The following is a 12,916-nucleotide window of genomic DNA, read 5'->3' as shown; positions in this document are numbered from 1 at the left end:
TCCCCCTTCGTCCCCCCGTCCGGAACCCCCGTGGCCGGTCGTTCCCCCGGGTTCCCCCGTGCCTCGCTCCCGCCGACCGCGGCCGGCGGAAGGAGCGGATCGCGGGCCCGGCTCCGTTCCGGCACCCCGTGTCGCCGGTACCGGAGCCGCGCCCCTCTCCGTGCCTCCACTCTCTCGTTCCCGCAGGTCGGGGCCCATCCGCGCGCGTACTCATCTGCGCTGCTAGGTACGGGTACTCAGTCCTGCGCACCCCGGCTCACGGCGGCGCCCCGCCGACTGGTCACCCGGGCGTCCGTCGCCGTACTCGGACGGGGCGGGAGCAGGCCGGAGGAGGACTGTCGGTGGCGGCGGATAAAGTCCCTGCCATGGCACGGATTGCGGTGATCGGCGCCGGGATGGGCGCCATGGCGGCGGCCGCCCGGCTGGCCGTCGCGGGCCACCGGGTGGTGGTGTACGAGCGGACGGGGACGTACGGCGGAGCCCTCGGCCGCTTCGAGCGGGACGGGTTCTCCTTCGACACCGGGCCCGGTCTGCTGCCGCTGCCCGCGGTCTGGCGCGATCTGTTCGTCAAGACCGGCAAGGAGCCGCTGGAGGACTGTGTCGAGCTGGTCCAGGTCGACCCGTCGTCACGGCACGTGTTCGCGGACGGCACGGAGGTCGCGCTGCCGAACGCCTCCCGGGCGGGCGTGGTCGAGGCCCTGGACGCGGCTCTCGGTCCGACGGCCGGGCGGCGCTGGAGCGACTTCCTCGTGCGGGCCCGCGAGGCCTGGGACCGGACGCGCCGCCCGCTCCTGGAGGAGCCCCTGTGGCCGAACTGGGAGGTGCTGGCCGAACGCGACCCCTACCCGTCGGTCCCGCACAAGCGGCTGCTGCGCACCCGCCGCGCCGGCACGCTCGCCGAGGTGGGTGCCTGGGAGCTGCGGGACGCCCGGCTCGCCGCCCTCCTGGGCAGCCACGCGCTGGCGTACGGCCTGGATCCCCGGACCGCCCCGGCGAACGCCGCCGTGCTGCCGTACATGGAGTACGCGTTCGGGATGTGGTACGTGCGCGGTGGCGGCCTGCGGGAGCTGGCGCGCGCCGTGTACGAGCGGTGTCTGGCCCGCCGGGTCGAGTTCCGCTTCGGCACCGAGGTCACCGGAGTGGTCGAGAAGGACGGCCGGGTTGCGGGCGTGGAGCTGGCCGAAGGGGGCCTGGCGGAGGCCGAGTTCGTGGTCGCCGGGGTGGCGCCGGACGTGCTGGACCGGCTGTGCGGTGGGTCGACGGTGCGGGGTGCGGGCGAGGTGCCTCCGCAGCGCGGCGGGGCGAGCCGGCTGACGGTGCATCTGGCGTTGCGGGGTGGGCGTGCGCAGGGCGCGGCGCACCGGACGGTGGTGCATTCGGAGGACGGGGACGCCGAGTTGGACTGCCTGTTCGGTGCCACACCCGGCATGGCCGCGCGGCCGACCGTGACGGTCCTGCGCCCCGATGACCCGGCACTGGTCCCGGACACGGGCCATGAGGCGGTCACACTCACCGCGGCGGTGCCTGCTTTCGGTGGTGGGTCGGACTGGGCCGCGACTGAGGTGTTCGCCCTGCAGGCAGAGAATCTGATCAGTGCCGCCGAGCGGGCGATACCCGGGCTCCGCGACCGCCTCCTGTGGCGCGAGGTGCGCACCCCGGACGACATCGCCGCGGCCACCGGCGTGGCGGACGGCGCGATTCCGGTGCCCACGCTGGCGGCGGACGGCGGACGGCTGCTGCACGCCGCGAACAGCACGCGCGTGACGGGCCTGTTCACGGTCGGCGGCTGGTCGCACCCCGGCGGTGGCCTCCCGCACGCGGGCATGTCGGGCGCGCTGGTCGCCGGACTCGTGGTGGAGGGACCGGAGTTCCGCGGCTCCCGGTGACCGACCGGTGAGCGGCCGGGGACGGCCACCCGGGCGGCGGGGCAGTCAGAAGCGGTACTGCTCGTCGTATCCCTGGCCCTGCCCGTGGCCCTGACCCTGGGTCTGGCCGTTGTCCTGGTAGGGGTACTGCTGCTCCGGCGGGAGTTCGCCGCCGTAGGGGTCGTCGGTGCTGCGCTGCTGCGGCACCCACACCCCGCCGGCCGGGGTCTCGCCGCCGTAGCCGCCGTGCGTGCCGGCGGCGTACTGGTCCTGCCCGTAGCCCTGCTGGCCGTACTGCTGGGTCCCGGTGGTGTCGTAGCCGCCGGTGTCGTACGACGCCCCGCCGTAGGCGTGAGTGCCGATGTACGGGTCGGAGTAGGCGGCGTACTGCTGCTGGGCGCCGGTGTCGTAGCCGTACCCCTGCTGCCCGTAACCCGAGTAGTCGTAGGCGTAGGCCTGGTCGGCGCCCTGCGCGGCGGCGGCCGGTGTCTGCTGGTCGTGGCCGTAGCCGGAGTCGGCGTAGACGCCGTAGGAGCCGGTGTCGTCCGGCATCGGCTGCGGCTCGTAGACGGCGGTGGTCTCGGCGGCCGTGGGGGCGCCGGACCGGGCCGGGGTGAAGACGTCGTCGCGGTCGTGGTCGTCGTGACCGTAGGACAGGCCGTCCTGGGACGGGGCGTGGCCCGCCTGGTCGTCGTAGCCGCCCTGGTGGCCCCGGCCGGCGTCGGCCTCCTCCAGGCCTGAGACCTCCAGCGTCGGCTCCTGGCGGCCGCGTTCGGGACGGCCTCGCCTGCCGACGAGGCTCGCCGGGGCGTTGACCGCCCAGCCGGCCTCGAAGCCGCGACGGAACGACAGCGTGACGTAGGTCTGGCCGACCGCGAAGGCGGCGGCGCCCAGTCCGATGACGAGCACACTGGACATCAGCACGCCGGCGACCACGCCGACGAAGCCGCCGAAGGCGAGCAGCCGCCAGCGCAGCCGCGCCTTGTACTGCAGCAGCACCTCACCGAGCAACCACAGCGCGACCACGCCGAACGCGATGTAGAGGACCGTCCAGCCCATGTACGCCCCTCTCCCAGTGGCCGTTACGCAGTGTGTCGTAAATATGTGCGGCCGGTCTAGGCCCGCGGTGGGTGGTGCAGGCCCAGGTTCTCGTAGATTTCCAGCGTCGCCGTGGAGTTGTTCAGCGTGATGAAGTGCAGTCCGGGGACGCCCTCGTCCAGCAGCCGCGCGCAGAACTCCGTGGCGAACTCGATGCCAATGGAGCGTACAGCCGCCGGATCGTCCTTGGCTGTGAGGATCCGCTCTTTCAGCTCCGGCGGGAACGAGGCGTTGCTGAGCTTCGGCAACCTCTCCAGCATCTTCACACTGGTCACCGGCATGACCTCGGGGATGACCGGGGTCTCGCAGCCCGCCGCGGCGACCCGGTCGCGCAGCCTCAGGTAGGACTCGGCCTGGAAGAACATCTGCGTGATCGCGTAGTCGGCGCCGGCCCGGCACTTGTCCACGAAGTGCTTCACGTCCGCATCCCAGTCGGCAGAGCGCGGATGCATCTCCGGGAAGGCCGCGACGCCGACGCAGAAGTCGCCCGACTCCTTGATGAGCCGGACCAGTTCGGCCGCGTAGGTCAGTCCCTCCGGGTGCGCGATCCAGTCGGCCGTCGGATCGCCGGGCGGGTCGCCGCGCACGGCCAGCATGTTGCGGATCCCGGCGTCGGCGTACTGGCCGATGATGTTCCGCAGCTCGGCGACGGAGTGGTCGACGGCGGTGAGGTGGGCCACGGGGGTCAGCGTGGTGTCGGCGACGATCTGCTGGGTCTCCCGGACCGTGCCCGCCCGTGTGGAACCGCCGGCGCCGTAGGTCACGGAGACGAAGTCCGGGGCCACCGCCTCCACGCGGCGCAGCGCGCTCCACAGGTTCTTCTCGCCCTTGGGCGTCTTCGGCGCCGAGAACTCGAACGAGTACGTCGTCTTGCCGGTGGCGAGGATGTCACGCACCGTGCGGGCGCGGTCAGTCCTCGTGCTTGCGGTTCCGAGGGCCATACGGGCAGGTTAGCCAGGGGGCGGCGGTCACCCAACCGGATGCGGGATATTTGTCCGCATTGTCGATTTGTTGTCCACCCCTTGGACACATGCCTCCGGCATCCGCCTACGGCTGCCGCAGCCGCTTCGCGAACTCGGCCGCGGCCGCGCCCGGATCCTCGGCGGCGGTGATCGCGCGGACGACGACGACCCGCCGGGCGCCCGCCTCCAGCACCTCGTCCAGGTTGCCGAGGTCGATGCCGCCGATGGCGAACCAGGGGCGGTCGGTGCCCAGCGACGCGGTGTGGCGGACCAGGCCGAGGCCGGGGGCGTGACGGCCGGGCTTGGTGGGGGTGGGCCAGCACGGGCCGGTGCAGAAGTAGTCCACGCCGTCCTGGACGGCCGCCGCGGAGGCCTCGGACTCGGCGTGCGTGGAGCGCCCGACGAGGACGTCGTCGCCGAGGATCGCGCGGGCGGCGGGCACCGGGAGGTCGCCCTGGCCGAGGTGCAGCACGTCGGCGCCGGCGGCGTGCGCGACGTCCGCGCGGTCGTTGACCGCGAGCAGCTTGCCGTGCCGGGCGCACGCGTCGGCGAGGACCGCCAGGTGCTCCAGCTCCTCGGCGGCCTCCATGCCCTTGTCGCGCAGCTGCACGATGTCGACGCCGCCGGCCAGTACGGCGTCCAGGAACTCGGGCAGGTCGCCCTGGCTCCGGCGGGCGTCCGTGCACAGGTAGAGCCGGGCGTCGGCGAGGCGGGCGCGGGCGGTTGTCGGAGCGGTGTCGGGCATGCGGGTGTCCCCCCGGGTCGGTGGATGGTGTGGACGGCGCGGGCCGCACGGCCTTGCGCGTACGGGCCGCGGACGGTGGCGGCCGCGCGGCCCGTACGCCGGGCGGTGGGTCGGGTCAGACGGCGAGCGCCTGGGCGCGGCGCTTCACCTCCGTGCCGCGATTCTCACTCAGCGCCTGTGCCGGGGTGCCCGGCAGGGTCGGGTCGGGGGTGAAGAGCCACTCCAGCATCTCCTCCGGCGTGAAGCCGTCGTCCCGCAGCAGCGTCAGGGTCCCGACCAGGCCCTTGACGACCTTGTCCTCGTCGATGAAGGCCGCCGGAATGTGCAGCGCGCGGTTCTCACCCCGGCGTACGGCGATGAGCTGGCCTTCCTTGATCAGCTGGCGTACGCGGGTCACCTCGACACCGAGCATCTCGGCGATGTCGGGAACGGTGAGCCAGGCAGGCACGAGAGCATCGGTCTTTGCGTCAATCTCGGTCACGTCTCCAGCCTGCCATCTGGCACTGACAGGAGGAAGCCGGACCCGTCCGGACCGGTGTCAGGCCGTCGCCCCCTTGAGCGGCCTCGCCGGGTCGGCCAACAGCACCGGGTCCATCGTCGTGCCCGCCCGGATCAGCCGCTTTCCCTGCGCCAGGTCGCGGGGGCGGCCCACCGCGAGCAGCGCCACCAGCCGGTTCTCGCGCAGCCAGCAGACCGTCCAGGCCGGGCCCGTGCGGTCCCCGCGCCACAGGACCGTGTCGGCGGCCGTGTGGTGACCGGCGTACTGGACGAAGCGGCCGAACTGCTCGGACCAGAAGTACGGCACCGGGTCGTACGCCGCCGGGGTCTCGCCCGCGGGGGCGCCGACGATGTCGGCGGCGACGGTGCGCGGGCCCTGGAGGGCGTTGTCCCAGTGGTGCACCAGCAGCCGCTCGCCATAGCGGGCTGAGGGGAAGGAGGCGCAGTCGCCGACCGCGTGCACGTCCGGCGCCGAGGTGCGCAGGAGGTCGTCGGCGAGGACCTCGCCGTGCGTGCCGAGGGCGATCCCGGAGCCGGCGAGCCACGCGGTGGAGGGGCGGGCGCCGATGCCGACGACGACCGCGTCGGCGGCCAGCCGGGCGCCGTCGTCGAGCAGGACCCGGAGGGGCTCCCCCGGGCCGCCGGGCTCGACGCGCTCCACGCGCGCGTGCGTGCGCAGCGCGGCGCCCGCTTCGACGTACCAGGCGGTCATCGGCGCGGCCACCTCGGCGGGCAGCGCGTCGGCGAGCGGCCGGTCGGCGGCCTCCACCACGGTCACCGCGCAGCCGGCCTCACGCGCGGCGGTGGCGAACTCGGCGCCGATCCAGCCGGCGCCGACGACGACGATGTCGTGGCGGCGGGCGAGCACGGGGCGCAGCCGTTCGGCGTCGTCCAGGGTGCGCAGCAGGTGCACGCCCGGCACGCCGTCGGTGCCGGGGAGCCGGACCGGTTCGGCGCCGGTCGCGAGGACGAGGGCGTCGTACGGCTCGGGGCCCTCGGAGGTGTCGAGGAGGTGCTGTTCGGGGCGGACGCCCAGGGCCTCGCAGCCGAGCCGCAGGGTGATGCCGAGCGCCTCGAAGTCGACGTCGAAGGCGGAGCCCTCGGCCGTGCCGAGCAGCACGGCCTTGGACAGCGGAGGCCGGTCGTAGGGCTGGTGGGGCTCGGCGCCGATCAGTGTCAGGGTGCCGGTGAAGCCCTGTTCCCGCAGGGCGACGGCGGTCTGCACGCCCGCCATGCCGGCACCCACCACGACCACGCGGCGCGCGTCGTCCGCCGCCGGTTCCGGTCCCCGCTCCCGCGTCTGCTCGCTCACCTGATCACCTTAGCCACCTGACAATTTGTCAGTCAGCGGTCGTGCGCCGTGACCTGCTCCACAACGCTCGTGCCGCGGCCGGGGCGCGACTCCCACTCCCAGCTCTCCTCCAGGCGCACCCGGCCGTCCGGCAGCTCCACCACGGTCGACACGCAGTGCCCGGACGCCGTGCTGCCGTCGGTCCTGAGCTGCACGTACCGGAAGTCGAGCCGGTCCCCCGCGCGGGTACCCACCAGGTGGCCGCGGACGACGTCGCCGCCCGCGTAGTCGGCCCAGACGGCGCCGTCCCGCTCGTGGTAGGTGAACCGGGTGCGGGTGCCCACCTGGCCGGGCGCCTGGTCGGCGACGGGGGCGAGGACGAGACCGTCGAGTGAACGGGGCACGGGCGGAGGCTCCCTTACGAGTGCGTGGCGCTGCGGGCTAGGCTGGCCAACGTAAAGCACTCGCGGGAGCCCGGACGCACCGGGCTGAGAGGGAGGCTGGCGGCCTCCGACCGTACGAACCTGATCCGGGTCATGCCGGCGAAGGGAGGGGCTGGACGCCCATGCCGTCCGCATCACACAGCTCGTCACGCACCGTGCCGTCGCACACCGTGTCGTCACCCGCCGTGTCCCGTACGCCCGACGTCCTCGTGGTGGGCGGTGGCGTCATCGGTCTGGTCACCGCCTGGCGGGCCGCCCAGCGCGGGCTCGTCACGGCCCTCGTCGACCCCGAGCCCGGTGGCGGGGCGGCGCAGGTGGCGGCCGGGATGCTGGCCGCCGTCACGGAGCTGCACTACGGCGAGCAGACGCTGCTCTCGCTGAACCTCGCCTCGGCCCGCCGCTACCCGGAGTTCGCGGCCGAGCTGACCGACGTCACCGGCCATGACCTGGGGTACCGCCGCTGCGGCACCCTCGCCGTGGCGCTGGACGCCGACGACCGGGCCCACCTGCGCGAACTGCACGCGCTCCAGCAGCGCTCCGGCCTGGAGTCCGAGTGGCTCTCGGGGCGTGAGTGCCGGCGCCTGGAGCCGATGCTCGCGCCGGGCGTGCGCGGGGGCCTGCGAGTGGACGGCGACCACCAGATCGATCCCCGGCGCCTCACCCACGCGCTCGTGGCCGCGTGTGAACGGGCGGGCGTGGTCTTCCACCGGGTGTGGGCCGACCGGCTCACCGTCGGGCCCGGGGAGCGGGCCACCGGGGTCGCCGCCGCCGACGGCACCGCGCTGGAGGCCGGGCAGGTGGTGCTGGCCGGGGGCAGCCTGAGCGGACGCCTCGCGGGCGTGCCGGACGCCGTGCTGCCGCCGGTGCGGCCGGTGAAGGGGCAGGTGCTGCGGCTGACGATGCCGCGGACGCACGGGCCGCTGCTGAACCGCACGGTGCGCGCGGTGGTGCGCGGCAACCACGTCTACCTGGTGCCACGGGAGAGCGGCGAGCTGGTCGTCGGCGCCACCAGCGAGGAGATGGGCTGGGACACCACGGTGACCGCGGGCGGCGTCTACGAGCTGCTGCGCGACGCCCACGAGCTGGTCCCCGGCATCACCGAGCTGCCCCTGACGGAGACCCGCGCGGGCCTGCGCCCCACCTCCCCCGACAACGCCCCGCTGCTCGGGCCGACCGGCCTGGACGGGCTGCTGCTGGCCACCGGCCACCACCGCAACGGCGTCCTGCTCACGCCCGTCACCGGCGACGCCATGGCGCACGCCCTGGCCACCGGGGAGCTGCCGGACGAGGCCCGCCCCTTCACCCCCCGGCGCTTCGACGCCGCCCCCGCACTCTCGGAGCAGTCCGCATGAACATCTCCGTCAACGGCGAGCCGCGCGAGGTGGCTCCCGGTACGGCCCTGGACGCCCTGGTGGGCACGCTCACCACCGCGCCGTCCGGAGTGGCCGCCGCCCTGAACGAGACCGTGGTCCCGCGCGCGCGGTGGTCCGCCACCACCCTGGCCGACGGCGACCGCGTCGAGATCCTCACCGCTGTGCAAGGAGGCTGAACCATGGCCGACGATCCCTTTGTCCTCGACGGCACGTCGTACGCGTCCCGTCTGATCATGGGTACCGGCGGGGCGCCCAGCCTGGACGTGCTGGAGCGCGCGCTGGTGGCCTCCGGGACGGAGCTGACCACGGTCGCGATGCGGCGCGTGAACGCGTCGGTGCACGGGTCCGTGCTGTCGGTGCTGGAGAAGCTCGGCATCCGCGTGCTGCCCAACACGGCCGGCTGCTACACCGCCGGGGAGGCGGTGCTCACCGCCCGGCTCGCGCGCGAGGCGCTGGGCACGGACCTGGTCAAGCTGGAGGTCATCGCCGACGAGCGCACGCTGCTGCCGGACCCGATCGAACTGCTGGAGGCGGCGGAGACGCTGGTCGACGACGGGTTCACGGTGCTGCCGTACACGAACGACGACCCCGTTCTCGCGCGGAAGCTGGAGGACGTGGGGTGCGCGGCGATCATGCCGCTCGGTTCGCCGATCGGGTCGGGGCTCGGGATCCGAAACCCGCACAACTTCGAGCTGATCGTGGAGCGCGCGGGGGTGCCGGTGATTCTGGACGCGGGGGCCGGTACGGCGTCGGACGTGGCGCTGGCGATGGAGCTGGGGTGCGCGGGTGTGATGCTGGCCTCAGCGGTCACGCGGGCGCAGGAGCCGGTGCTGATGGCGGCGGGGATGCGGGCCGCGGTGGAGGCGGGGCGGTTGGCCCGGCGGGCCGGGCGGATTCCTCGGCGGCACTTCGCTTCGGCGTCGTCTCCCGCGGAGGGCTTGGCGGTGCTGGATCCGGAGCGGCCCGCTTTTCAGTGAGCCCGCGCCGTAGGACCTTTCCCTCCCACGCACTCGTCCTCGGTTCACCCGGTGCGTGTCACGTCCGTCACAGGTGCGCTGCAGTACCGCCCCGGTGGCGGGCGGCGAGCGCGGGGTGGCGGTCGTGGCTCGTACACTCGCCTGCGTGGACACGACCCTTCAGGACCCTCTCGTCGGGCAGGTGCTCGACGGCCGGTACCGCGTCGAGGCGCGCATCGCGGTCGGCGGGATGGCCACGGTCTACCGGGCCGTGGACACCCGCCTGGACCGCGTGCTCGCGCTGAAGGTGATGCACCCGGCGCTCGCGACCGACGCCGGCTTCGTCGAGCGGTTCATCCGCGAGGCCAAGTCGGTGGCCCGCCTCGACCACCCCAATGTCGTCCAGGTCTTCGACCAGGGGACCGACGGGGCGTACGTCTACCTGGCCATGGAGTACGTCCCGGGCTGCACCGTGCGCGACGTGCTGCGCGAGCGCGGTGCGCTCCGGCCGCGTGCCGCGCTGGACATCCTGGAGCCGGTGCTGGCCGCGCTCGGCGCCGCGCACCGGGCGGGTTTCGTGCACCGGGACATGAAGCCGGAGAACGTGCTGATCGGGGACGACGGCCGGGTCAAGGTCGCCGACTTCGGCCTGGTCCGCTCCGTGGACACCGTCACCAGCACCACCGGCGCCGTCCTCGGCACCGTCTCCTACCTGGCGCCCGAGCAGGTCGAGCACGGCGCCGCCGACCCCAGGGTCGACGTGTACGCCTGCGGCGTGGTGCTCTACGAGATGCTGACCGGCGGCAAGCCGCACGAGGGGGACTCGGCCGCGGTGGTGCTCTACAAGCACCTCCACGAGGACGTGCCGCCGCCGTCCTCCGCGGTGCCGGGGATGGCGTACGAGCTGGACGAGCTGGTCGCCTCGGCCACCTCGCGCAACCCGGAGATCCGCCCGCACGACGCCGTCGCGCTGCTCGCGCGGGCCCGTGAGGCGCGGGCGGCGCTGACCGCCGGGCAGCTGGACGCGGTGCCGCCGCAGGCGCTCGGCACGGAACACGACAACGCCGAGGACCGCACGAGTGTCATTCCGCGCTCGCTCACCGTGCCCCGGCCGCTGCCGGTCAACGAGGACGAGTACGGCGCCGCCGACGACGGCGTGCAGCACACCAGCCGGCTGGCGTCTCCCCCGCCGGACCCGCCCCGGCGCCGCCGCCCGGGAGTGCGGCGCGGCCCGCTGGCGATCGTGCTGGCCGTGCTGCTGGTGCTCGGCCTGGGCACCGGCATCTGGTACATCAATTCCGGCCAGTTCACGAAGGTGCCGCCGCTGCTCTCGAAGACCGAGGCGGAGGCCCGCGACCGGCTGGAGGACACCGGACTGGACGTCGGCAAGGTGCGGCACGCGCACAGCGACACCGTGGACCGCGGCCGGATCATCAGCACCGACCCCGGCGTGGGCTCCCGGATCCGCAAGAACGACTCCGTGTCCTTCACGGTCTCCGACGGCCCCGACACCGTGAAGCTGCCGGACCTGGAGGGCTACAAGCTGGACCGGGCCCGCACCGTGCTGAAGGACGAGGGGCTGGAGCCGGGCATGGTGACCCGCGCGTTCAGCGACGAGGTGCCCAAGGGCTTCGTGATCTCCACCAAGCCCGCCTCGGGCACCACGGTGCGCGGCGGCTCGGCGGTCGCGCTCGTGGTCAGCAAGGGCAGCCCGGTGGACGTCCCGGACGTCGCGGGCGTCGGCCTGGAGGACGCGCGGAGCCAACTGACGGAGGCCGGCCTCAAGGTGAAGGTCGACGAGACGCGGGTGAACTCCGAGTACGACAGCGGCCAGGTCGCCCGGCAGACCCCGGAGCCGGGCAGCCGCGCCGCCGAGGGCGACACCGTGACGCTCACGGTGTCCAAGGGCCCCCGGCAGATCGAGGTCCCGGACGTGGTCGGCGACAGCGTGGACGACGCCAAGCGGAAGCTGACGGAGGCCGGCTTCCGGGTGGACGAGGACCGCGGGCTGCTCGGGCTGTTCGGCGACACGGTGAAGAAGCAGTCCGTGGACGCCGGGGACACGGCGGCCGAGGGCTCCACCGTCACGATCACCATCCGATGACCGAGGGCAGGAGCGGCACGCCCGCACTCCCCCGCAACCCGGTCGGCGGTCACGTCCCCGTGGCCGGCGGACTGCACTCCGTGGGGCTGTCCTACGCTCGCGAGCTGAAGGCGGAGACCGTGCAGGTCTTCGTCGCCAACCCGCGCGGCTGGGCCACGCCGGCCGGCAACCCGAAGCAGGACGAGGCGTTCCGGGAGACCTGCGCGGCCGAGTCGATCCCGGCGTACGTGCACGCCCCGTACCTGATCAACTTCGGCTCGCACACCGAGGCGACGGCGGAGCGGTCGGTGGAGTCCATGCGGCACTCGCTGCGGCGCGGGCGGGCCATCGGGGCGCTCGGCGTGGTCGTGCACACGGGCAGCGCGACGGGCGGACGGGACAGGTCGGTGGCACTCAAGCAGGTGCGGGAGTACCTGCTGCCGCTGCTCGACGAGCTGACCCACGACGACGATCCGTTCCTCCTGCTGGAGTCGACCGCCGGGCAGGGCGCCTCGCTGTGCTCGCGGACCTGGGACTTCGGCCCGTACTTCGAGGCGCTGGACTCCCATCCGAAGCTGGGCGTGTGCCTGGACACCTGCCACGTCTTCGCGGCGGGGCACGACCTGACCGGCCCGTCCGGCATGCACCAGACCCTGGACCTGCTGGTGGACACGGTCGGCGCGGGCCGGCTGAAGCTGATCCACGCCAACGACTCCAAGGACGTGGCGGGCGCCCACAAGGACCGGCACGAGAACATCGGCGCCGGGCACATCGGCGAGGACCCGTTCCGGGCGCTCATGACCCGCCCCGCGACCGAGGGCGTGCCGCTGATCATCGAGACGCCGGGCGGCAAGGAGGGGCACGCGGCGGACGTGGAGCGGCTGAAGAAGCTGCGCGACGGCTGATCCGCGTCCGGCGGCGGGCTCAGAGCTCGGGGCCGTCCCCGGGCTCCTCCTGATAGGAGTAGCGCTGCTCGCGCCACGGGTCGCCGATGTTGTGGTAACCGCGTTCCTCCCAGAAGCCGCGCCGGTCGGCTGTCATGTACTCGATGCCGCGGACCCACTTGGGGCCCTTCCAGGCGTACAGGTGGGGGACGATCAGCCGCAGCGGAAACCCGTGCTCGGCGGTGAGCAGCTCGCCGTCCTTGTGGGTGGCGAAGAGGGCGCGCCCGTCGGCGAAGTCGGCCAGCCGGAGGTTGGAGCTGAAGCCGTACTCGGCCCAGACCATCACGTGGGTGACGGCCGGGGCGGGCGGCGCGAGCTCCAGGATCGTGGCGGCGGGCACCCCGCCCCACTCGGCGCCGAGCATGCTGAACTTCGTGACGCAGTGCAGGTCGGCGACGACCGTGGTGTACGGCAGCGCGGTGAACTCCTCGTGGGTCCAGCCGCGCTTGTCACCGTCGGCGGTGGCGCCGAAGACCCGGAACTCCCAGCGCTCGGGACGGAACTTGGGGACCGGTCCGTAGTGCGTGACCGGCCAGCCGCGCTGGAGGCGCTGTCCTGGTGGGAGCTCGAACGAGGACGCCCCTTCCGAACCGTCTTCCCCCATTTCGTTTCCCACCGGCTGACCCATGTCTCCATCCTGACAGACCCGGACCGATGC

General features: G+C 73.6%; 13 protein-coding genes and 1 riboswitch. Of the genes, 6 read left to right on the top strand and 7 right to left on the bottom strand.

Translation table 11 applies throughout. From position 1 onward, the window contains the following. The first annotated feature begins 365 nt into the window (after positions 1-365). A complete protein-coding gene (locus DMH12_RS11770; protein ID WP_125491510.1) occupies positions 366-1,886 on the top strand; it encodes an NAD(P)/FAD-dependent oxidoreductase in 1,521 nt (506 codons plus the stop codon). A 45-nt stretch (positions 1,887-1,931) separates the two neighbouring features. Here the strand turns inward: DMH12_RS11770 and DMH12_RS11765 are convergent, their stop codons facing one another. From DMH12_RS11765 to DMH12_RS11740, 6 genes are all read right to left on the bottom strand, one after another. Continuing rightward, positions 1,932-2,924 carry a hypothetical protein gene (locus tag DMH12_RS11765; RefSeq protein ID WP_125491509.1) on the bottom strand — a complete coding sequence of 331 codons (993 nt, stop codon included), beginning with the start codon at positions 2,922-2,924 and terminating at the stop codon, positions 1,932-1,934. A 56-nt stretch (positions 2,925-2,980) separates the two neighbouring features. After that, complete coding sequence (gene metF, locus DMH12_RS11760; protein WP_125491508.1) at positions 2,981-3,904, bottom strand: methylenetetrahydrofolate reductase [NAD(P)H]; 924 nt, start codon at positions 3,902-3,904, stop codon at positions 2,981-2,983. 106 nt (positions 3,905-4,010) lie between these two features. Beyond that, positions 4,011-4,670, bottom strand: coding sequence for a thiamine phosphate synthase (gene thiE / locus DMH12_RS11755; protein ID WP_125491507.1), 660 nt, complete (start codon positions 4,668-4,670; stop codon positions 4,011-4,013). A gap of 115 nt (positions 4,671-4,785) precedes the next feature. After that, positions 4,786-5,151: an Rv2175c family DNA-binding protein gene (locus DMH12_RS11750; RefSeq protein ID WP_122614951.1), complete on the bottom strand. Its 366-nt coding sequence runs from the start codon at positions 5,149-5,151 to the stop codon at positions 4,786-4,788. Positions 5,152-5,208: 57 nt separating this feature from the next. After that, positions 5,209-6,480, bottom strand: a complete 1,272-nt coding sequence (locus DMH12_RS11745) for an NAD(P)/FAD-dependent oxidoreductase (protein WP_185832267.1) — start codon at positions 6,478-6,480, stop codon at positions 5,209-5,211. A 32-nt stretch (positions 6,481-6,512) separates the two neighbouring features. Continuing rightward, complete coding sequence (locus DMH12_RS11740; protein WP_122614952.1) at positions 6,513-6,863, bottom strand: hypothetical protein; 351 nt, start codon at positions 6,861-6,863, stop codon at positions 6,513-6,515. 52 nt (positions 6,864-6,915) lie between these two features. Then, positions 6,916-7,027, top strand: a riboswitch (TPP riboswitch). On the opposite strand from DMH12_RS11740, the gene thiO reads away from it, so the two are divergent. The 5 genes from thiO to DMH12_RS11715 all read left to right on the top strand — a co-directional run bounded on the left by thiO (position 7,025) and on the right by DMH12_RS11715 (position 12,219). Beyond that, positions 7,025-8,254 (top strand): glycine oxidase ThiO, encoded by a 1,230-nt coding sequence (thiO, locus tag DMH12_RS11735; protein WP_260474187.1) that lies wholly within the window; start codon positions 7,025-7,027, stop codon positions 8,252-8,254. Its footprint overlaps the riboswitch before it by 3 nt. Further along, entirely contained in the window at positions 8,251-8,451 is a 201-nt protein-coding gene (gene thiS, locus DMH12_RS11730) for a sulfur carrier protein ThiS (protein ID WP_125491505.1), read from the top strand. Before thiO ends, thiS begins: the two co-directional genes overlap by 4 nt. Positions 8,452-8,454: 3 nt before the next feature. Continuing rightward, on the top strand, positions 8,455-9,252 hold the full coding sequence (locus DMH12_RS11725) for a thiazole synthase (protein ID WP_125491504.1): 798 nt from the start codon (positions 8,455-8,457) through the stop codon (positions 9,250-9,252). Between the two features lie 145 nt (positions 9,253-9,397). After that, positions 9,398-11,335, top strand: coding sequence for a Stk1 family PASTA domain-containing Ser/Thr kinase (gene pknB / locus DMH12_RS11720; RefSeq protein WP_185832266.1), 1,938 nt, complete (start codon positions 9,398-9,400; stop codon positions 11,333-11,335). After that, positions 11,332-12,219 carry a deoxyribonuclease IV gene (locus DMH12_RS11715; RefSeq protein WP_125491503.1) on the top strand — a complete coding sequence of 296 codons (888 nt, stop codon included), beginning with the start codon at positions 11,332-11,334 and terminating at the stop codon, positions 12,217-12,219. The genes pknB and DMH12_RS11715 overlap by 4 nt, the downstream gene beginning before the upstream one ends. 19 nt (positions 12,220-12,238) lie before the next feature. On the opposite strand, the gene DMH12_RS11710 is transcribed toward DMH12_RS11715, so the two are convergent. After that, the gene (locus DMH12_RS11710) at positions 12,239-12,886 is read right to left on the bottom strand and encodes a sulfite oxidase-like oxidoreductase (protein WP_122614956.1); all 648 of its coding nucleotides are present in this window, start codon (positions 12,884-12,886) and stop codon (positions 12,239-12,241) included. Positions 12,887-12,916: the final 30 nt, after the last annotated feature.

Source organism: Streptomyces sp. WAC 04229 (assembly GCF_003947455.1).
Classification (GTDB): domain Bacteria; phylum Actinomycetota; class Actinomycetes; order Streptomycetales; family Streptomycetaceae; genus Streptomyces.
Note: the sequence above shows the minus strand (reverse complement) of the source record. Positions and strands in the feature narration are given on the sequence as shown.